The sequence below is a fragment of the Arthrobacter sp. KBS0702 genome (assembly GCF_005937985.2).
In the GTDB taxonomy this organism is placed as follows: Bacteria; Actinomycetota; Actinomycetes; order Actinomycetales; family Micrococcaceae; genus Arthrobacter.
In genome coordinates, this window is record NZ_CP042172.1 from 2,028,306 (window position 1) to 2,044,771 (window position 16,466).

Annotated in this window: 19 protein-coding genes; 6 read left to right on the forward strand and 13 right to left on the reverse strand. The window is 68.5% G+C overall.

What is annotated here, in order from left to right:
* The first annotated feature begins 13 nt into the window (after positions 1 to 13).
* Complete coding sequence (locus FFF93_RS09315) at positions 14 to 1,438, forward strand: rhodanese-like domain-containing protein (protein WP_138769158.1); 1,425 nt, start codon at positions 14 to 16, stop codon at positions 1,436 to 1,438.
* A 126-nt stretch (positions 1,439 to 1,564) separates the two neighbouring features.
* On the opposite strand, the gene FFF93_RS16935 is transcribed toward FFF93_RS09315, so the two are convergent.
* From FFF93_RS16935 to FFF93_RS09340, 6 genes are all read right to left on the reverse strand, one after another.
* Positions 1,565 to 1,807, reverse strand: coding sequence for a hypothetical protein (locus FFF93_RS16935; RefSeq protein ID WP_138769157.1), 243 nt, complete (start codon positions 1,805 to 1,807; stop codon positions 1,565 to 1,567).
* A 46-nt stretch (positions 1,808 to 1,853) separates the two neighbouring features.
* Entirely contained in the window at positions 1,854 to 2,237 is a 384-nt protein-coding gene (locus tag FFF93_RS09320; protein ID WP_138769156.1) for an STAS/SEC14 domain-containing protein, read from the reverse strand.
* 122 nt (positions 2,238 to 2,359) lie between these two features.
* Positions 2,360 to 3,124: a sulfite exporter TauE/SafE family protein gene (locus FFF93_RS09325; protein ID WP_138769155.1), complete on the reverse strand. Its 765-nt coding sequence runs from the start codon at positions 3,122 to 3,124 to the stop codon at positions 2,360 to 2,362.
* Positions 3,121 to 3,729, reverse strand: coding sequence for a rhodanese-like domain-containing protein (locus FFF93_RS09330; protein ID WP_138769154.1), 609 nt, complete (start codon positions 3,727 to 3,729; stop codon positions 3,121 to 3,123). Before FFF93_RS09330 ends, FFF93_RS09325 begins: the two co-directional genes overlap by 4 nt.
* Before the next feature lie 164 nt (positions 3,730 to 3,893).
* Positions 3,894 to 4,196 carry a rhodanese-like domain-containing protein gene (locus FFF93_RS09335; protein ID WP_138769153.1) on the reverse strand — a complete coding sequence of 101 codons (303 nt, stop codon included), beginning with the start codon at positions 4,194 to 4,196 and terminating at the stop codon, positions 3,894 to 3,896.
* A 149-nt stretch (positions 4,197 to 4,345) separates the two neighbouring features.
* On the reverse strand, positions 4,346 to 4,660 hold the full coding sequence (locus tag FFF93_RS09340) for a metal-sensitive transcriptional regulator (protein ID WP_138769152.1): 315 nt from the start codon (positions 4,658 to 4,660) through the stop codon (positions 4,346 to 4,348).
* A 142-nt stretch (positions 4,661 to 4,802) separates the two neighbouring features.
* Between FFF93_RS09340 and trxA the strand changes: the two genes are divergently transcribed.
* Entirely contained in the window at positions 4,803 to 5,168 is a 366-nt protein-coding gene (gene trxA / locus FFF93_RS09345; protein WP_138769151.1) for a thioredoxin, read from the forward strand.
* 306 nt (positions 5,169 to 5,474) lie between these two features.
* Positions 5,475 to 6,518, forward strand: a complete 1,044-nt coding sequence (locus FFF93_RS09350; RefSeq protein WP_138769150.1) for a Gfo/Idh/MocA family protein — start codon at positions 5,475 to 5,477, stop codon at positions 6,516 to 6,518.
* Between the two features lie 13 nt (positions 6,519 to 6,531).
* Here FFF93_RS09350 and FFF93_RS09355 read toward each other — a convergent pair whose 3' ends face one another.
* The gene (locus tag FFF93_RS09355; RefSeq protein ID WP_138769149.1) at positions 6,532 to 7,167 is read right to left on the reverse strand and encodes an FMN-binding negative transcriptional regulator; all 636 of its coding nucleotides are present in this window, start codon (positions 7,165 to 7,167) and stop codon (positions 6,532 to 6,534) included.
* Positions 7,168 to 7,210: 43 nt separating this feature from the next.
* The gene (locus FFF93_RS09360) at positions 7,211 to 7,999 is read right to left on the reverse strand and encodes a DMT family transporter (RefSeq protein ID WP_261375423.1); all 789 of its coding nucleotides are present in this window, start codon (positions 7,997 to 7,999) and stop codon (positions 7,211 to 7,213) included.
* Between the two features lie 154 nt (positions 8,000 to 8,153).
* On the opposite strand from FFF93_RS09360, the gene FFF93_RS09365 reads away from it, so the two are divergent.
* Positions 8,154 to 9,566, forward strand: a complete 1,413-nt coding sequence (locus FFF93_RS09365) for a PLP-dependent aminotransferase family protein (RefSeq protein ID WP_138769148.1) — start codon at positions 8,154 to 8,156, stop codon at positions 9,564 to 9,566.
* A 36-nt stretch (positions 9,567 to 9,602) separates the two neighbouring features.
* Positions 9,603 to 11,024 (forward strand): ATP-binding protein, encoded by a 1,422-nt coding sequence (locus tag FFF93_RS09370; protein ID WP_138769147.1) that lies wholly within the window; start codon positions 9,603 to 9,605, stop codon positions 11,022 to 11,024.
* Here the strand turns inward: FFF93_RS09370 and FFF93_RS09375 are convergent.
* Both FFF93_RS09375 and FFF93_RS09380 read right to left on the reverse strand, forming a co-directional pair.
* A complete protein-coding gene (locus tag FFF93_RS09375; protein ID WP_186372121.1) occupies positions 11,010 to 11,375 on the reverse strand; it encodes a hypothetical protein in 366 nt (121 codons plus the stop codon). The two genes, FFF93_RS09370 and FFF93_RS09375, sit on opposite strands and share 15 nt — an antisense overlap.
* Positions 11,376 to 11,377: 2 nt before the next feature.
* Positions 11,378 to 12,094: a dienelactone hydrolase family protein gene (locus FFF93_RS09380; protein ID WP_186372122.1), complete on the reverse strand. Its 717-nt coding sequence runs from the start codon at positions 12,092 to 12,094 to the stop codon at positions 11,378 to 11,380.
* A 188-nt stretch (positions 12,095 to 12,282) separates the two neighbouring features.
* Between FFF93_RS09380 and FFF93_RS09385 the strand changes: the two genes are divergently transcribed.
* Positions 12,283 to 13,512 (forward strand): amidohydrolase, encoded by a 1,230-nt coding sequence (locus tag FFF93_RS09385; protein ID WP_138769146.1) that lies wholly within the window; start codon positions 12,283 to 12,285, stop codon positions 13,510 to 13,512.
* Here FFF93_RS09385 and FFF93_RS09390 read toward each other — a convergent pair.
* The 3 genes from FFF93_RS09390 to FFF93_RS17105 all read right to left on the reverse strand — a co-directional run bounded on the left by FFF93_RS09390 (position 13,506) and on the right by FFF93_RS17105 (position 16,466).
* The gene (locus FFF93_RS09390; RefSeq protein ID WP_186372123.1) at positions 13,506 to 14,444 is read right to left on the reverse strand and encodes a 5'-3' exonuclease; all 939 of its coding nucleotides are present in this window, start codon (positions 14,442 to 14,444) and stop codon (positions 13,506 to 13,508) included. The two genes, FFF93_RS09385 and FFF93_RS09390, sit on opposite strands and share 7 nt — an antisense overlap.
* Before the next feature lie 62 nt (positions 14,445 to 14,506).
* Positions 14,507 to 15,526, reverse strand: a complete 1,020-nt coding sequence (locus FFF93_RS09395) for an LLM class flavin-dependent oxidoreductase (protein ID WP_138769144.1) — start codon at positions 15,524 to 15,526, stop codon at positions 14,507 to 14,509.
* 55 nt (positions 15,527 to 15,581) lie between these two features.
* The gene (locus FFF93_RS17105; RefSeq protein ID WP_261375047.1) at positions 15,582 to 16,466 is read right to left on the reverse strand and encodes a family 16 glycosylhydrolase; all 885 of its coding nucleotides are present in this window, start codon (positions 16,464 to 16,466) and stop codon (positions 15,582 to 15,584) included.

Consider the following 16,466-nt stretch of genomic DNA (forward strand, 5'->3'; position numbering starts at 1 on the left):
AGGAGCACCCTGAATGCTTATCGAGCGCATCTATGACGAAGACCTCGCCCAGGCCAGCTATTTCATCGGCTGCCAGGCCAAGGGTGAAGCGCTGGTCGTTGATCCCCGGCGCGACATCGCCGTCTACGAGAACCTCGCCGCCGCCAATGGCATGAAGATCGTGGCCGTCACCGAGACCCACATCCACGCTGATTTCCTCTCCGGCACCCGCGAACTGGCCGCCGCGACCGGCGCGACCGCCTATGTCTCCGGCGAGGGCGGAACGGACTGGCAGTACGGTTTCGACGCCGAGCGCCTGAACGACAACGACGTCATCACGCTGGGCAACATCACGGTCAAAGCCCTGCACACCCCCGGCCACACCCCGGAGCACCTTTCCTTCCTGATCACCGACGGCGCGTTCGCCGACCAGCCCGGCTACCTGCTCTCGGGCGACTTCGTGTTCTCCGGCGACCTAGGCCGCCCGGACCTGCTCGACGAGGCCGCCGGCGGCGTCGACACCCGCTTCCTCGGCGCGAAGCAGCTCTTCGCCAGCCTGCGGGACAAGTTCCTGACCCTGCCGGACCACGTCCAGGTCCACCCGGGCCATGGCGCCGGAAGCGCCTGCGGCAAGGCTCTGGGCGCGATCCCGTCCTCCACCGTCGGCTACGAACGGCTCTACGCCTGGTGGGGCCCGTACCTCGCGGCCAACGACGAGCAGGGCTTCATCAACGAACTCCTCGACGGCCAGCCCGACGCGCACGCCTACTTCGCCCGAATGAAGCGTGAAAACCGGGAAGGCCCGGCCGTCATGGGCAAGCGCACCCCGCTGGCAGAACTCCCCACCGCCGACGTCGCCGCCGGCCTGGCCGAGGACACCCTGACTTTCGTGGACACCCGCCCCAACGGCCAGGTCCACGAAGGCACCGTCGCCCGGTCGCTGAACATCCCGGCCGGCAAGTCCACCGCCAGCTTCGGCGCCTGGGTCGTGAACCCCGAAACCGACAAGAACCCGCTCGTCCTCCTGGCCCCCAGCCAGGCTGACGCGCAGGAGATGTGGGACCACCTGGTCCGCGTCGGCATCGACAACGTCGCCGGCTACCTCACGAGCATCGAGGGCCTGCCCGCCAGCACCCCGAAGCTGATCCAGCCCGAGGAACTCGAGGGCTTCGACGCCGCCATGGTCCTGGACGTCCGGAACCGCACCGAACACGCGGCCGGGCACATCCCGGGCTCGTACCAGCTCAGCGGCGGCCGCGTGATGTGGCACCTGGACGAACTCCCGGCTGAAGGCACCATCGTGTCCTACTGCCAGAGCGGCGTCCGGAACTCCGTCGCGGCCAGCGCCCTGCGCCGCGCCGGCTACGACGTCGTCGAACTCGACGGCAGCTACTCGGCGTGGAACGCAAAGGAGCAGGCCGCCTGGCAGCAGACCCGGGAAGCCCTCCCCGCCAGCTAACCGGGCACCGTCAGCACGGCCGAACAACGCCAAGACCATCGGGGGCACCCCTTCAAGGGGTGCCGCCGATGGTCTTTGCCGTGCCCAGGCCAAGCCCAAATCCGGCCTGCGGCCTGGTGGGGCTCGCTATCCGGGACCTTGGCCGAGTTCACGGGCCGAAGGCCAGGTGGTATAGCCGAGCCGGCGTTCTGCCCTGTATGGCCGGGCCGCGATCACGCAAAGGATGGTCACGGCCACGCCCGTCGCGGCGATCCCCGCAAAGGCGATGGAGATCAGCCATCCCGGGGCCCTCACCCCCGTCACCGAACAGATGGCCAGTACCGCCATCACTCCAAGGGCCGACAGGACCGCAACGATGGCTTCGGGCATCCAAAAAGGCACCGGAGCGGAGGAATCAATCCTCCGACGCTCGGCCTCAGCGGGCGTCGCAGGCGGGTTGTGCCGCGAGGCTGTCCAGCCACGCCAGGGCTTCGGCCTCGGAGGTGAAGTAGGCGTGCGGGCAGTGGTCGTGGCGGCTGAGGGCCGCCCCCATCACGGTGTCCACCACGCTGGAGCCGAGCATCGCCACCGCCGAGGCGGGCTGGGCGTGGGCGAAGGCGGCCCGGGCGGCGTTGCTCAGGGTCACCCCGGAGATCTCCAGCAGCAGCGGACGGGCCGTCCCGCCCAGGCCGCGCATCGCCTCGATGGAGGCAAGGGCGTCGTCGGCGTCGACCTGCGACTCCGGCGCCCAGAAGAGGTGAAAGTACGGCCCGCGAAGTCCCAGCCGGCCCTTCCCGTCTGCAATCAGAATCTCGTTCATTTACACCTCCTGGGCCCAACCTACCCCGCGCGTGTGCCGATACGTGTGGGGGCACGAAAAAGCGCCGGAAGATGATGTCTTCCGGCGCTATCACGGCGCCAGTGGCGCTGCTGGCGGAGTTGCTAGGAGAGCAGTGCCTGCACGCTCACGTAGGCGGCGACGAGCAGGACCAGTACGCCGAAACTGCGTTTAAGCACCTTGTCCGGGATGTTGGTTCCGAGCCGGCCGGCGACCAGGGAGGCTGCCATGGCTGCGCCCGCGAACGCGGCCGTCACGGCCCAGTCGATCTGCAGGTCCCCGAGGTGTGCCGCGAAACCAGCGATCGAGTTGATCACGATGATCACCAGCGAGGTGCCGACAGTCACCGCCATCGGCAGGCCCAGGACCAGGGTCAGGGCCGGGACGATCAGGAAGCCGCCGCCGACGCCGAGCAGCCCGGTAAGGAACCCGACGACGGCGCCGGTCGCAATGGCCTTGGGCAGGCAGCTGCGCCAGTGGACGCCGCCGCCCGGCAGGGCACAGGACCCGCCGGACGTTCTTGACGGCAGCATCATCCGGATCCCGGCGAAGACCATGATGGCGGCAAAAGCCAGCAGCAGCACCTTCGGGTCGAGCAACCGGTTCACGTAGGCGCCCAGGTAGGCGGTTGCGGTGCCGGCGGCGCCGATGATCAGCGCCAGCCGCCAGTTCACCCCGCCCCGCAGCCTTGGCAGCACCGCGACGGCGGAGGACGCGCCGACGACAACCAGCGACGTGGGGATCGCCGCCGCCAGCGGCAATCCCACGCCGTAGACGAGGGCGGGGACGGCGAGAATGGACCCGCCGCCTCCTACCAGGCCAAGGAGGCCGCCAACGATCAGTCCGAACGCCGCCGCGGTGAGAATCATGCCTTGGCGCCCAGGTTCTGCAGGGCCTGGTGCGCGGTGGGCTCGTTCGCGGAACGGTTCCACGGCATCTTGGACAGCATCTGGCCCATGGCGCAGCTGTTCGTCGCCGCGGAGAAGGTCAGGCCCGCGCCGATGCCGCCGGCCAGCAGGCCGAGCTTCGGCGAGAGGAACTTGCTGCCCACGACGCCGGCCAGGACCAGCGAACCCGCGGTCATCCGGACCTGGCGCTCCAGCGCCCAGGTGTTGCGGCCCTTCACGACGTTGCCGCCGGCCGCGGCGTAGGCGGGCACCCCGCCGGCGAGCACGCTCGCGCCGCCCAGGCCCACGGCATCCAGATGCTTGCGGGCCTGCTCGGCCCGGTTCCCGGACTGGCAGACCAGGACCACACGGGTGCCCATCTTGGCGGCGAATTCTTCCGTGTGCTCGCTCAGCATCGGCAGCGGGACATGGTAGGAGCCCTTGATGTGCATGGAATCAAACTCGGCACCGCTGCGTACGTCGATCACCATCAGGTCATCGTGGTTGTCCTCCCAGGCCTTGAGCGTGGCGGCGTCAATGGACTGGGGAGCGGACTCGGTCGTAGAGGTCTTGTTTGAGGAAGTCATAATCTCTTTCGGTATAGCTTGGGCAGTTCTGGCGGCAGCCCGCGGATGCGGGGGCCGCCGTCCACCCGCCTGGTGCCCCTGGTGCACGGAGGGGCGCGGTCAGGACAGATGGAGGCCCGGGCGGCGCTGGGGGAAAGCGCCGCCCGGTCACTTCATGGGAAGAGTCAGCCGGCGGGGAGCCCGGCGGCGGACCAGTCGAGCATCCCACCGGTCATCGTGTAGGCGGTGAAACCGGCGGCGGCGAGCTGGTCGGCGGCTGCTGCGCTGCGGCGCCCGCTGCGGCAGACCGCGACGACGGGACGGCTCTTGTCCAGCTCGCCGAGCCGGGTCCGCAGATCACCCAGCGGGATGTGCCGCGCGCCCGCGATCATGCCTGCGGCCACCTCATCGGCTTCGCGGACGTCCACGATCTGTGCGTCGCTGCCGTTCTTGAGCTGTTCGTTGAGTTGCTGGGCGGTAATGTCCATGAGTGCGCACCTTTCGGGAGGCTTTCGGTAGGGGCATGTGGCCGATCCAGCCACCACCAATATACCCCCAGGGGTATAACGGTTCAAAATTGACGGCCGTGCAACGACCCGGCCGGAAGTGCCCGGCGCACCTCGCACGCCCCGGGGCGTCAGGTTAGGCGCAGGAAGAGGCCGCGGATCTCCTGAAGCGTGAGCTTCGGACCAGTTGCGCCACCAGTAGTTGGCCCCTCCGGCACGTCGGCGATGCATTCGCGCATGGCGGCGGAGACCAACTCAAACCCTGCCTTGTCCAGGGCACCCCGGACGGCCGAGAGTTGCGTCACGACGCTCCGGCAGTCGGATGCGGACTCGACGGCGGCGATCAGCGCCCCGAGCTGGCCATGGGCCCGCTTGAGCCGGTTGATGGTGCGGCGCCTCGCGGCATCGGGGCCCGGGTTTACCCCCGGCAGGCTGACGGCGTTCATGCTGATTTCCTTTCAGGCTGCCGGGGAGCCCGGGCGGTAGCTTCTTCCTTCCATCATGATACCCCCGGGGGTATTTACGCAAGCCCGGCGCACAGCACGCGCAGGCTTGCCTGCAATACCCCCGGGGGTATATATTTGATGCATGGCAACCATCGACATTTCCGAAAAGACCTTCGAGGACACCATTTCCGGCAACGACATCGTGCTGGTGGACTTTTGGGCAGCCTGGTGCGGCCCGTGCCGCATGTTTGCCCCGACGTTCAGCAAGGCGTCCGAAGCCCACCCCGACGTCGTCTTCGCGAAGGTGGACACGGAGGCCGAGCCGGGGCTCTCTGCGGCGGCCCGCATCACGTCCATTCCCACCCTGATGGCCTTCCGCGAGGGTATCCTCGTGTTCTCCCAGCCCGGCGCCATGAATGCGGCAGGCCTGGACGAGCTCATCACTGCCGTCAAGGCGCTGGACATGGCAGACGTCCGGGCTAAGATGGCCGCCGCGCCCGCGTCATGACTGGCCACGGGGCAACACAGCCACTTCAATAGAAGGCGCGGCCCCTGCCGCACCTGGAATACCAGACTCAAGGAGAAACAATGTGCAGTCCCGTCCGTTGCAATAGCTGTGGAAAGATCACCTGGGCCGGTTGTGGTGAGCATGTCGAGTCCGTTATGGCCGACGTGCCCACCGAACAGCGCTGCACCTGCAAGTGATCTTCCCGCGCTGAGGTCTCCGGCGCTGGGCTAGCATGCTCAGACGGCGTCGTTGCGTTCTGAACGCAGCGGCGCCCACCCGACCGCCAGCCCGAGGAGAACCGAAGCCATGTCAGAGACCGCCGCGACCCGCTCCGCCGACAGCTCCGACTCCCCCGGCGCCCCTGCGGTATCTGTCCGGTGGGGAATCCTGGGCACCGGACTGATTGCCGGGCTGCAGACATCGGACCTGGTGGGACACGGCTTCACGGTCCAGGCGGTGGGCTCCCGCAACCTGGTCACGGCACGCGAGTTCGCCGCCAGGTTCGAGCTGCCCACAGCGCACGGCAGCTACGAGGCACTCGTGAACGACCCCGTCGTCGACGTCGTTTACATCTCCTCGCCGCACCCGTTCCACTACGAGAACGCACTGCTGGCGCTCACCGCCGGCAAGCATGTCCTGGTGGAGAAGCCCTTCGCCATGAACGAGTGGCAGGCGCAGGAGATTGCGGACCTCGCCGCGTCCAAGGGGCTGGTTGCCCTTGAAGCCATGTGGACCCGTTATCTCCCGCACATGGTCCGGATCCGTGAACTGATCGCCTCGGGAGTCCTCGGCGAGGTCCGGACCCTGATCGCGGACCACAACCAGAACCTGCCCAAGGACCCGGAACACCGCCTCAACGACCCCGCACTGGGCGGCGGAGCTCTCCTGGATCTGGGGATCTACCCCGTTTCCTTCGCCTTCGACATCTTCGGGGCACCGGCCACGATCCGGGCTGCCGCCAGCATGACGGTGACCGGCGTCGACCGCCAGACCGCCATGATCTTCGAATACGGGGACGGACAGCAGGCGGTGCTGCACTGTGCGCTGGATACCGCGGGTCCGAACCGGGCTGCGGTCATCGGCACCGGAGGCAGCATCGACATTGATCCGGTCTGGTATACGCCGACCGGATTCACCCGGTACGACGACGGCGGAAACGTCGTCGAGCGCTTCGACGAGCCGGTCACCGGCCGCGGCATGCAGTACCAGGCGTGGGAGATGGAGCGGCTCGTCGGCGCCGGCGCGACCGCCAACGACATCCTGCCGCCCAGCGAGAGCGTCCAGGTCATGGCGGCGCTGGACGCAGTCCGCAGCCAGATCGGGCTCAGCTACGCCAGCGACGCCCGGTAGCACGGCCGCCGGCCTACCGATCCCCGACCTCCCGCCGCGCCCGGTCGACGTCGGCCGCACAGGCGGGCTGCCCGGTGGCCCGAAGCCCTGCCACAACGCCGTCGATGTCTGCCGCTGCGCGGTTTTGGCTGAGCTTGGTCTTCGCTTCGGTCCTGGTGATCAGCAGTTCGATGCCGACGATGGCCCGCAGTTGGCCTTCGATGAACCGCTCCGGGGCATCGTCGACGGACCAGGGCCGGTCTGAACGGGCTTCGTGGAGCTCGGTCAACTGTCGGACATGGCGGCGGAGCCAGGCCGGGTCGTCATGGACCACCAGCGTTCCGTAGACGTGTGCCGTGGAGTAGTTCCAGGTCGGGACAACGCGGCCGTGTTCGGCCTTTGAGGCAAACCAGGACGGCGAGATGTACGCGTCCGCGCCCTGCAGAATGACCAGCGCCTCGCCGGTGGGCGGTTCGGAGCACTGCGGGTTGTTCCTGGCCAGGTGGCCGTGCAGCGCGCCGTGCTCGCCGGCCGAGGGAACGTAGACCAGGGGCAACAGGGTGGCGAGAATGCCGCGCGAAGTCATCGTGACAAGGTTGGCGGCTGCGGGGGCGGCGAGGAGGTCTTGGGTGGCGCCGGGGCTGGCGGCGAAGTGCGCTGGGATGTACATGGGGCCGTCCTTAGATGTACCGAAATGGCGGGTTTGGGCGTTTTTAGTCGTGCGATGGCGCCGGCTTCAACCGGGCGCGGACGGCGAGGCCGGCGCAGGCGATGACGGCGGCTCCGCCGATCAGGGTGGTCTCCGTCAGCGATTCGCCGAGGATCAGCGCGGCCCATGCGATGCTCAGCACGGGCTGAACCAGCTGGATCTGGCTGACCTGCGTCATGGGGCCGATGGCGAGGCCCCGGTACCAGGCGAAGAATCCGAGGAACATGCTGACGACGCCAAGGTAGGCAAAGGAAGCCCACTGCGCGGGGGTAGCCGACGGCGGCTGCTGGGCCACGGCGAGCGCGGCCAGGGCCACCATCAGCGGCGCCGCAAGGACAAGCGCCCAGGACACGGTCTGCCAGGCGCCAAGCTCGCGGGCCAGCAGTCCACCTTCCGCATAGCCCACGGCGGCGGCGGCGACGGCGACGAGGAGCATCAGGTCCGCCCAGTGCAGCTGCCCAAAGCCGCCGGGCTGTGCGAAGGCGAAGCCGACGGCAGCGGCGGCGCCGGCCAACGTGGCGAGCCAGAACGCCGTCCGGGGACGCTCGTGCCCGCGAAGAACTGCGGCCGTTGCGGTCGCGGCCGGGAGCAGGGCGATCACCACGGCGCCGTGGCTGGCGGGGACGCTGGTGAGGGCGAAGGAGGTGAGCAGCGGGAACCAGACAACGATTCCGCCGCCGACCACCGCGAGCCTCGCCCATTGCCGGGGCAGCGGCAAACGCTGGCGGGTAAGGATGAGCGCGACGGACGCCAGAGTTGCTGCCACGACGGCCCGGCCGGAGCCGATGAACAGGGGCGAGAGTCAGACGAAGGCAACACGGGTGAACGGAACCGTAAAGGAGAATGCCGCCACGCCGAGCAGGCCCCACCAGAGGCCGGCCGTACCGTCGGCCGGGGAGGCCAGTATCACTGGGCGAAAAAGGACAGTAGCGCTACTCTTGTCTCTCATGGACAACGATAGCAGTTCACGCATTGCGGCGCAGCTGAAGGAATGGATCGGCCGGGCCGCCCCCGGCGCGCGGTTGCCGTCCACCCGTTCGCTCGTGGCCGAACACCAGGCCAGTCCCGTCACGGTACAGAAGGCCCTGCAGTACCTCACCTCCCAAGGCCTCATTGAGAGCCGGCCGGGCGTCGGGACGTTCGTTCGGGCGGTCCGGACGGCGCGTCCGTCCGACTACGGCTGGCAGACGGCGGCCCTGCGCGCACCGCAGGCGCCACTGCGCTCCGCGTCGGCCGCGATGCGCAGCGCACCCAACGACGTCATTGCCCTGCACTCCGGCTACCCGGCCCGGGAGCTGCTGCCCGAGCGGCTGGTCCGGGCGGCCCTGATCCGGGCAGCCCGGGGCGAGACGGCGCTGTCCCGCGCACCCGCTGCCGGACTTCCCGAGCTGCAGTCCTGGTTCGCCCACGAACTCGGTACCTCGACGCCGGCGGGCGTCACCCCACCCGGGGCGAGCGACGTCGTCGTCCTGCCGGGCAGCCAAAGCGGCCTTAGCTCCATCTTCAGGGCGCTGGTGGGCAGCGGCCAGCCGCTGCTGATGGAGTCCCCCAGCTATTGGGGCGCCATCCTCGCGGCCGCCCAGGCCGGCGTCCGTGTTGTCCCTGTTCCGAGCGGGCCGGACGGTCCCGATCCTGACGAGTTGGCCAGGGCCTTCGAGGAGACCGGGTCGCGGCTGTTCTATGCCCAGGCCAATTACGCCAATCCGACCGGAGCACAGTGGACAGTCCGGCGCGGAGACGAGGTCCTGGAGGTGGTGCGGCGGCATGGGGCGTTCCTCGTGGAGGACGATTGGGCCCACGACTTCGGCATCAGCAGCGCCCCCTCCCCCGTGGCCGCCCGCGACGATTCCGGACACGTGGTGTACCTGCGGACGCTGACGAAGAGTGTGTCTCCGGCCATACGCGTGGCAGCCGTCATTGCACGTGGGCCGGCCAGGGAGCGCATCCTCGCCGACCGCGGGGCGGAGTCCATGTATGTCAGCGGCCTGCTCCAGGCCGCGGCCCTAGAGGTCGTGACCCAGCCGGCCTGGCAGACGCACCTGCGCAGCGTCCGGCACCAACTCCAGACGCGCCGCGACCTGCTCGTGACGAGCCTTCACGAGCACGTCCCGCAGGCCCACCTCACACTGGTGCCGAAAGGCGGGCTGAACCTCTGGGTGCGGCTTCCGGACGGGACCGACGTTGAGCAGTTGAGTGTGGACTGCGAGCGGACCGGCCTGCTGATCGCCGCCGGTACGGAGTGGTTCCCCGCCGAACCCGCCGGCCCCTTCATCCGGCTCAACTACGCCGGGCCCAACCCCGGCGCGTTCCCGGAGGGTGCCCGCATCCTGGGCCGGGCGCTTGAGCGCCACCGCTTGTAGGGCTCCGCGCTGCAGGGACGCTGGTAGGGTCTGCGCATGGATGAAAATTTGGGGAAGTTCATCGACAGTTTCGCGCAGCTCGTGCAGCTTGCGCAGGCCGGGCAACACCGTCCGCCGGCGGGACAGCAGCTGCTGACGACGCTCACCGGGCATCTGGGCGTGCCGGCCGAGTCGGTCTCAGTCGTGGTGGAGGACATTCCGCCACACCGGTTCGTGGACGCCGACATCCAGATGGCAGAGCTTGCGGGCGAGGATCCGCAGTTCCGGCTGGTCGGCATCGGCGGAGGGGACCAGCGCCACCACCACTCCTTGAGCGACATGCTGCAGCAGGCGCAGATCTTTCCGCAGTTCCCGCTGTCCCAGCCCGACTACGCCAACTTGGCAACGGGTCCGGACGAGCAGCGCCAGGCGGTGGCGCTGGGGCTCTGGTTGTTCAGCCACGGCGGCCGCCCGATCGCCGTGCTGCAGCGGGACGCCAACCCCCGGTACGGCCGGCAGGCAGCCCGCCTGGAAGTCCTTGCCGGCGACACCGATTCCGCGGCGGCCTTCCTCGCCGACTTCCGGCGTCGAATGCAGCACCACAGCGTCCTCAAGGGGCAGGTCATTTCACTCGTTATGGGTGAATACGGACCCAGCGCCGCGGGCGTGACCTTCCACACCCGTCCCACGCTGGCCGCGGCCGACGTCGTCCTGCCTGACGGCCTGTTGCAGAAGGTCTCGGACCACGCCCTGGGCATCGCCGAGCACCGGGACACCCTCAACCGTTACGGGCAGCATCTCAAGCGAGGCATCCTGCTCTACGGGCGTCCGGGCACCGGAAAGACCCACACGGTGCGGTATCTGCTGAGCCGGACCCAGGGTGCCACCGCCATTTTGCTCTCCGGCGGATCGCTTGCCCGGATTTCGGAGGCGGCCACCATGGCCAGGGCGCTGCAGCCCTCCATCGTCGTTCTCGAGGACTGCGACCTCATCGCCGAGGACCGCAGCTTCGGCCACGGGCCCCAGCCGCTGCTGTTCGAGGTGCTCGACGCCATGGACGGCCTCGCCAGCGACGCCGATGTGGCGTTCGTCCTCACCACCAACCGGGTGGACATGCTGGAGCGGGCCCTGGCCCAACGCCCCGGCCGGGTGGACCTGGCCGTTGAAGTTCCGCTGCCCGCGCAGCCGGAGCGGGTGGCGTTGCTCAAGCTGTATTCCCGCGGGATCGGCTTCAGCACGGCTGCACTCGAGGAGGCAGCGGACCGCACGGCGGGAACCACGGCCTCGTTCGCCCGCGAGTTGATCCGCCGCGCCGTCGTGGCCGCCGCCCTGGCCGGCGTCCCGGTCGCGGACGCGCACCTTCAGGGGGCCGTGGGCGCTTTGATGGCCGACGGCGAGGCGCTCACCCGCAGCCTGCTGGGCAGCGGAGCCGGTGCGCGGGGCGACGGCGGGGGCACCGGCAGCTCAGGCGCTTTCTGACTCGGCAAGCCGTTTGAGGTTGGAGAACTGGCGGGTCTGCATGACCCAGTGCGAGGGCTCCAGCACCACTATGCTCAGCAGCGGCTGGAGCCATTTCGGCCGGAAGGACCAGTACCCGCTCACAATTAGGCGGCTGCGCCCGCCCGCCGTGTCCTTCAGTTCGAACCCCCAGAGCGAGTCGGTGAAGTGTCGGGGCCGCATGCCTGCCGGGTCGAACGGACGCCCCCGCAGGTCGAGCGACATGCGAAGGCCAAGGAACTGTTCCGGCTCCAGCGCCGCCACCTCCCACCACTGGCTGCCGTCGGCAAGCCCTCCGGCCACCGCGAGCCGCGCAGATGCGCTGGGCGTCATTGTCACTCCCCCGCCGTGCCCAGATGTTTCCGGAAAAAGACGAGGATACGCCTGCGCGCGTCCTCTGCCGAGGCCTCGTGGTAGCCGGCGGCGGCCAGCCTCGCCAGCAGCTTGTCGCCAAAGGTTAGGTCCGCGGGACCATGCTGGTTGAGGAAGCCGTGGCCCGCCCCGGGGTAGACCTTGATGTCGTGGTCTATCCCGGCGGCGGTCAGCAACGGCTCTAGCCGGGCCGGTACATTGCGCACTCCCGGCCAGCGGTCCTTGGCACCATAGCTCGCAACAATCGGACAGGAGCGCGGCATGGCCTGTGCGGTCGCATCATCGAGCCCGCCGTAATTCACGCTGGCCGCGGCGAAGTCGTGGTCCGGGGCGAGCATGAGCGCTAGGCCGCCGCCCATGCAAAAACCGATCACCACAACCCGGCCATCGCAGTCCTCGCATGCGGCCAGCCAGGCGCGGGTGCGGTCCAGGTCGCCGAGGGGCCGCCACCCGCGGATCAGCGACCACAGACACGTCGCCCGGCTTCCCCAGTGGAACAGATCCGGCGCCACCGCGAGGAATCCCTCGCGGGCCAGCCAGTCCGCCTGGCTTCGGGTATCGCGGCTCAGGCCCAGCGCGTCATGGATGACCACGACGCCGGGCCACGGGCCCGTGCCCTCCGGCTGCGCCAGGTAGGCCGGCATTTCGCCGCGTTCCGTCGCGATAGTCACCTCGGACATGCGCACCTCCCGGAGGCTCGGATTGATCAGGCCTCGACCACCGGTCTACCAGTGCAGCGGCGGGCGCGGGAAGGGCCGAAGGCCACCCACTCTCCTTGATCTCAGCACCGCGGTCTAGGCTGGATCATGCCAGCGGCGCCCGGACTGCTCCGGCGCCTTCAGCCATCGAGAGCGAGAGCGAGATGCTCATGAGAAACGTCGCAACAGTCCTGGCCGGCCTCGAATCCGAACTGGGCTGGATACGCGAAACCTACACCGAGTTGCACCGGCATCCGGAACTCAGTTTGGAAGAACACAGAACCTCGGCGATGGTCGAAGCCAAACTCACCGCGTTCGGCTATTCGGTGACCCGCATCGGCGGTACCGGCGTCGTCGGCGTGCTGCTGAATGGCGAGGGTCCTACGGTTCTGGCCCGGGCGGACATGGACGCGCTGCCCGTGACGGAGGCCACCGGCCTGCCCTACGCGTCGGCGGTGGACGGGGTCATGCACGCCTGCGGGCACGACGTCCACGTCAGCACCCTGCTCGGCGCCGCCAAGCTGCTTGCGGAGGGTAGGGACGCCTGGTCCGGCACCTACGTTGCACTGTTCCAGCCGGCCGAAGAGATCGGGGCCGGGTCCCAGGCCATGATCGACGACGGTCTTGCCGCCAAGGTTCCGCGGCCCGATGTCGCCTTCGCCCAGCACGTGATGCCACTTCCCGCAGGAACCGTCGCGACCACGGCCGGACCGGTCCTCTCTGCCGCCGATTCACTCAAGATCGTCGTGTACGGAAAGGGGGCCCACGGCTCGATGCCGCACATGTCCGTGGACCCGGTCGTGCTGGCTGCTTCAATCGTCGTCCGGCTGCAATCCGTCGTTTCCCGACAGGTCAGGCCCGGGGACTTCGCAGTCGTTACCGTGGGGGCGCTCAACGCCGGGACGGCGTCGAACATCATCCCGGACCACGCCACGATGCTGCTCAACATCCGTACCTACGATCCACAGGTCCGCGGTACCGTGCTGGCCGCAATCGAGCGGATCGTCAGGGGCGAGTGCTCCGCCGCGGGTACACCACGGGAACCTGACTTTGAGTATTTCGACCAGTTCCCGCTCACGAGCAACGATGCGGCCGTGACGGAGGCCGTGCGCGCCTCGTTCGTGGCCCACTTCGGGGCGGACGCCGTGCACGGGGCCCAGCGGCAGACGGCTTCCGAGGACTTCAGCCGGATTCCGGACGCGTTCGGTGCGCCCTACACCTTTTGGCTCCTCGGCGGTGCGGACCCGGAGGATTTCCGGACCGCGGCGGCGAAGGGCACGGTGGCGCAGGACATTCCGGCCAACCACTCCCCTCTTTTTGCCCCGGTCATGGACCCGACCCTGTCCATCGGCGTCCAAGCCCATGTCGTCAGCGCACTGTCATCCCTTGCCGCTCAATGACGGCCGTCCAACGCCGCAAGGAGCCGTGTGACCGAGCCGCCAAGGTTCCACTCGGCGGCCAGGGCCTCAAGCTCGGCGCGAGTATCGCCGGTGACGGGCCGCAGTTTCGCCCCTACCTCCTCAAGGGTGGGCAATTCAAGGTCGCGCACGACGTTCACGACGTCGGGCGCGACGGAGAGATACGCCTCGGCCGCGCCGAGCCTTGAACGAATGGATGGGGACAGTCCGCTCCCCGCATCCGTTGCGGCGGCCAGGAGGCTCTCCAACGTGCCGTAGTCGGCCAGAAGCGCCGCAGCGGTCTTGTCGCCGATGCCGGTGACCCCCGGCAGCCCATCCGAGGTATCGCCGCGCAGGGTCGCATAATCCGCGTATTGCCCCGGCAGCACGCGGTACTTGCCGAAAATGACCGACTCGGTGACGACTTCGAGGTTCCGCATGCCCCGCGCGGTGTAGATCACCCGCACCTGGTGGACGTCGTCAACAACCTGGAAAAGATCGCGGTCGCCGGTCACCACGTCCACTGGAAACCGGGCGTTGCTGGCATAGCTGCCGACGACGTCGTCAGCCTCGTGTTCCGCCGCCCCGACGACGGCGATGCCCGCCAGGTGAAGCACCGTGCGGATCATCGGGAGCTGGGCGGTGAGGGCGTCCGGCACGAGCTCGACATCAGGAGCGCCCGCCACGGCCTCGGCCACGCGATGCGCCTTGTAACTGGGGATGCGATCGACCCGCCATTGCGGGCGCCAATCATTGTCCCAGCAAGCGATGAGATGCGACGCGTCGTAGTCGGTGGTGAGCCGCGCGATCATGTCGAGCAGGCCGCGAACGGCGTTCACCGGCGTGCCGTCGGAGCGGTGGATTGTGTCGGGAACGCCGTAGAAAGCACGGAAATACAGCGAGGCGGTATCGAGCAGCATCAGGCGTTGGCGCATAGCCGATCCTTGCACGAATGCGTGCCGACGTCAGCCGGAGGTCCGCATCAGTCCCAGCCCGATCAGTCCCAGCCCAAGGCAGGGCGCAGGTCGCGGGAAATCGACTCCAGCAGCCGCACGTTGAAGTCGACGCCGAGCTGGTTCGGGACGGTGAGCAGCACGGTATCCGCTGCCTCCACCGCGGCGTCGCGGGAGAGCTCTTCCACGAGACGATCGGGCTCTCCGACGTAGCTGCGCCCGAACCGGGCCAGACCGCCGTCGAGGTAGCCCACCTGGTCGCGGGCCTCGGCCTGGGCTCGAAGTCCGAAGAAGCGCCTCGACTCGTCGTCGATCAGCGGAATGATGCTCCGCGAGACGGACACCCGTGGAGTCCGCGCGTGCCCGGCCGCCGCCCACGCCTCCCGGTAGCCGGCAATCTGCTCGGCCTGGAGCTGGTCGAACGGGACCCCGGTGTCCTCGGTCAACAGGGTCGACGACATCAGGTTCATGCCCTGCTCTGCCGCCCACCGCGCCGTGGCACGGCTGCCGGCGCCCCACCAGACCCGCTCGGGAAGCGTCGCTGATTGCGGCTGTATCGGGGCTAGCCCGGAGTGCCCGCCGGACTGCGGGTTAGAACGGGCAAGGCCCGCGCCGGAGATGGCGCTGCGGAAGCGCTCGGTATGCCGGCGGGCCATGTCGGCGTCGGACTCGCCCTCGGACGGGAGGTGGCCGAAGGATTCGTACCCGGCCAGCACCGTCTCGGGCGAACCGCGGCTGATCCCCAGCTGCAGGCGGTTTCCGCTGATGAGGTCGACGGCGGCAGCCTCCTCAGCCATGTACAGCGGGTTCTCGTAACGCATGTCGATGACCCCGGTGCCCATCTCGATGCGGGAGGTACGCGCGGCGATGGCGGCCAGCAACGGGAACGGCGCAGCCTGTTGCTCGGCAAAGTGGTGGACACGGAAGTAGGCGCCGTCGATGCCGGCTTCCTCCGCGGCCACGGCCAGGTCAACCGCCTGCAGGAGAGCGTCCCGGGCCGAGCGTGTGCGCGAACCACGGACGTCACCCCAGTGGCCGAAGGACAGAAAACCGATGCGTTTCATAAGAACTCACACTCTCACAACGGGCTCGATTCCTCCGGGACCATTCACCATCGCCTCAGTTGTAGACCCGCACCCAGTCGACTTGCATCTGGCTCGGTTGCGTCGCGGTCCCGTCCGGGAACCAGTCCAACTGGATGGTTTGATGCATCCCAACAGTGGGCTGATGGGCCGGGTCCGTATCGGTAAACCACTGCACGCCGTCGATATAGCCGGTGATCCCGGCCGGGGTCCATTGAACCGCGTAATTGTGCCACTGGGTGGTATCGACCGGCTGGAAAGCCTGGGTCTGGAAGCTTGATCCGGTGCAGGCGTAGTGCAGGAAAAACTTGATCCTGGAAGTGTCGGTCGTTCCCTCGGCGTAATCAATCTCAGCGCAGTTCGGCGACGTGTTGTTATTCGGCCAGAGGATCAGGACCGGGTGGTACTTCGGGTCCCGGGCGCTGGTTCTCATCCGGGTTTCCCAGCGACCGTATTTCTGTTGGGCGAACTTGGCTGACATGCCGCCGGTCGTTCCGGCCGAGTCGCCGCTGACGGTGACGATGCTTCCGTCCACGGACCAGGCACCCGGGCTGCGGATCCCGTTTCCCGCGTGGCCTGGGCTGTTGTAGACACCCCACTTCAACGGGTCGGGGGCACCCGTGTAAGAGAATTCGTCCCCGGCCACCACCGGGCCCCAGCCGAAGACGACGGCGGCCTGCGTGCCGTCGGGTGATGGTTCGGGCTCGACGTTGATCGTGATCAGCGGCGTGACCGCGTCCGGGCTGACCCCGTTCGTCGCGGCGACCGTGAACGTCGAGGACCCGGCCGACGTCGGCGTACCGGACAACACCCCGGTCCCGGCGTCCAGGCTCAACCCCGCCGGCAGCGACCCCGACACCACGCTAAAGGACGGCGCCGGGTTGCCGGACGCCGCAAAGGTGTAGCTGTAGGCGGTCCCCAC

Bases quoted from the DNA above. Each gene is read 5' to 3' on its own strand.
- FFF93_RS09315 (WP_138769158.1), top strand. From the start codon at position 14: ATGCTTATCGAGCGCATCTATGACGAAGACCTCGCCCAGGCCAGCTAT.
- FFF93_RS16935 (WP_138769157.1), bottom strand. From the start codon at position 1,807: ATGCCCGAAGCCATCGTTGCGGTCCTGTCGGCCCTTGGAGTGATGGCG.
- FFF93_RS09320 (WP_138769156.1), bottom strand. From the start codon at position 2,237: ATGAACGAGATTCTGATTGCAGACGGGAAGGGCCGGCTGGGACTTCGC.
- FFF93_RS09325 (WP_138769155.1), bottom strand. From the start codon at position 3,124: ATGATTCTCACCGCGGCGGCGTTCGGACTGATCGTTGGCGGCCTCCTT.
- FFF93_RS09330 (WP_138769154.1), bottom strand. From the start codon at position 3,729: ATGACTTCCTCAAACAAGACCTCTACGACCGAGTCCGCTCCCCAGTCC.
- FFF93_RS09335 (WP_138769153.1), bottom strand. From the start codon at position 4,196: ATGGACATTACCGCCCAGCAACTCAACGAACAGCTCAAGAACGGCAGC.
- FFF93_RS09340 (WP_138769152.1), bottom strand. From the start codon at position 4,660: ATGAACGCCGTCAGCCTGCCGGGGGTAAACCCGGGCCCCGATGCCGCG.
- trxA (WP_138769151.1), top strand. From the start codon at position 4,803: ATGGCAACCATCGACATTTCCGAAAAGACCTTCGAGGACACCATTTCC.
- FFF93_RS09350 (WP_138769150.1), top strand. From the start codon at position 5,475: ATGTCAGAGACCGCCGCGACCCGCTCCGCCGACAGCTCCGACTCCCCC.
- FFF93_RS09355 (WP_138769149.1), bottom strand. From the start codon at position 7,167: ATGTACATCCCAGCGCACTTCGCCGCCAGCCCCGGCGCCACCCAAGAC.
- FFF93_RS09365 (WP_138769148.1), top strand. From the start codon at position 8,154: ATGGACAACGATAGCAGTTCACGCATTGCGGCGCAGCTGAAGGAATGG.
- FFF93_RS09370 (WP_138769147.1), top strand. From the start codon at position 9,603: ATGGATGAAAATTTGGGGAAGTTCATCGACAGTTTCGCGCAGCTCGTG.
- FFF93_RS09375 (WP_186372121.1), bottom strand. From the start codon at position 11,375: ATGACGCCCAGCGCATCTGCGCGGCTCGCGGTGGCCGGAGGGCTTGCC.
- FFF93_RS09380 (WP_186372122.1), bottom strand. From the start codon at position 12,094: ATGTCCGAGGTGACTATCGCGACGGAACGCGGCGAAATGCCGGCCTAC.
- FFF93_RS09385 (WP_138769146.1), top strand. From the start codon at position 12,283: ATGAGAAACGTCGCAACAGTCCTGGCCGGCCTCGAATCCGAACTGGGC.
- FFF93_RS09390 (WP_186372123.1), bottom strand. From the start codon at position 14,444: ATGCGCCAACGCCTGATGCTGCTCGATACCGCCTCGCTGTATTTCCGT.
- FFF93_RS09395 (WP_138769144.1), bottom strand. From the start codon at position 15,526: ATGAAACGCATCGGTTTTCTGTCCTTCGGCCACTGGGGTGACGTCCGT.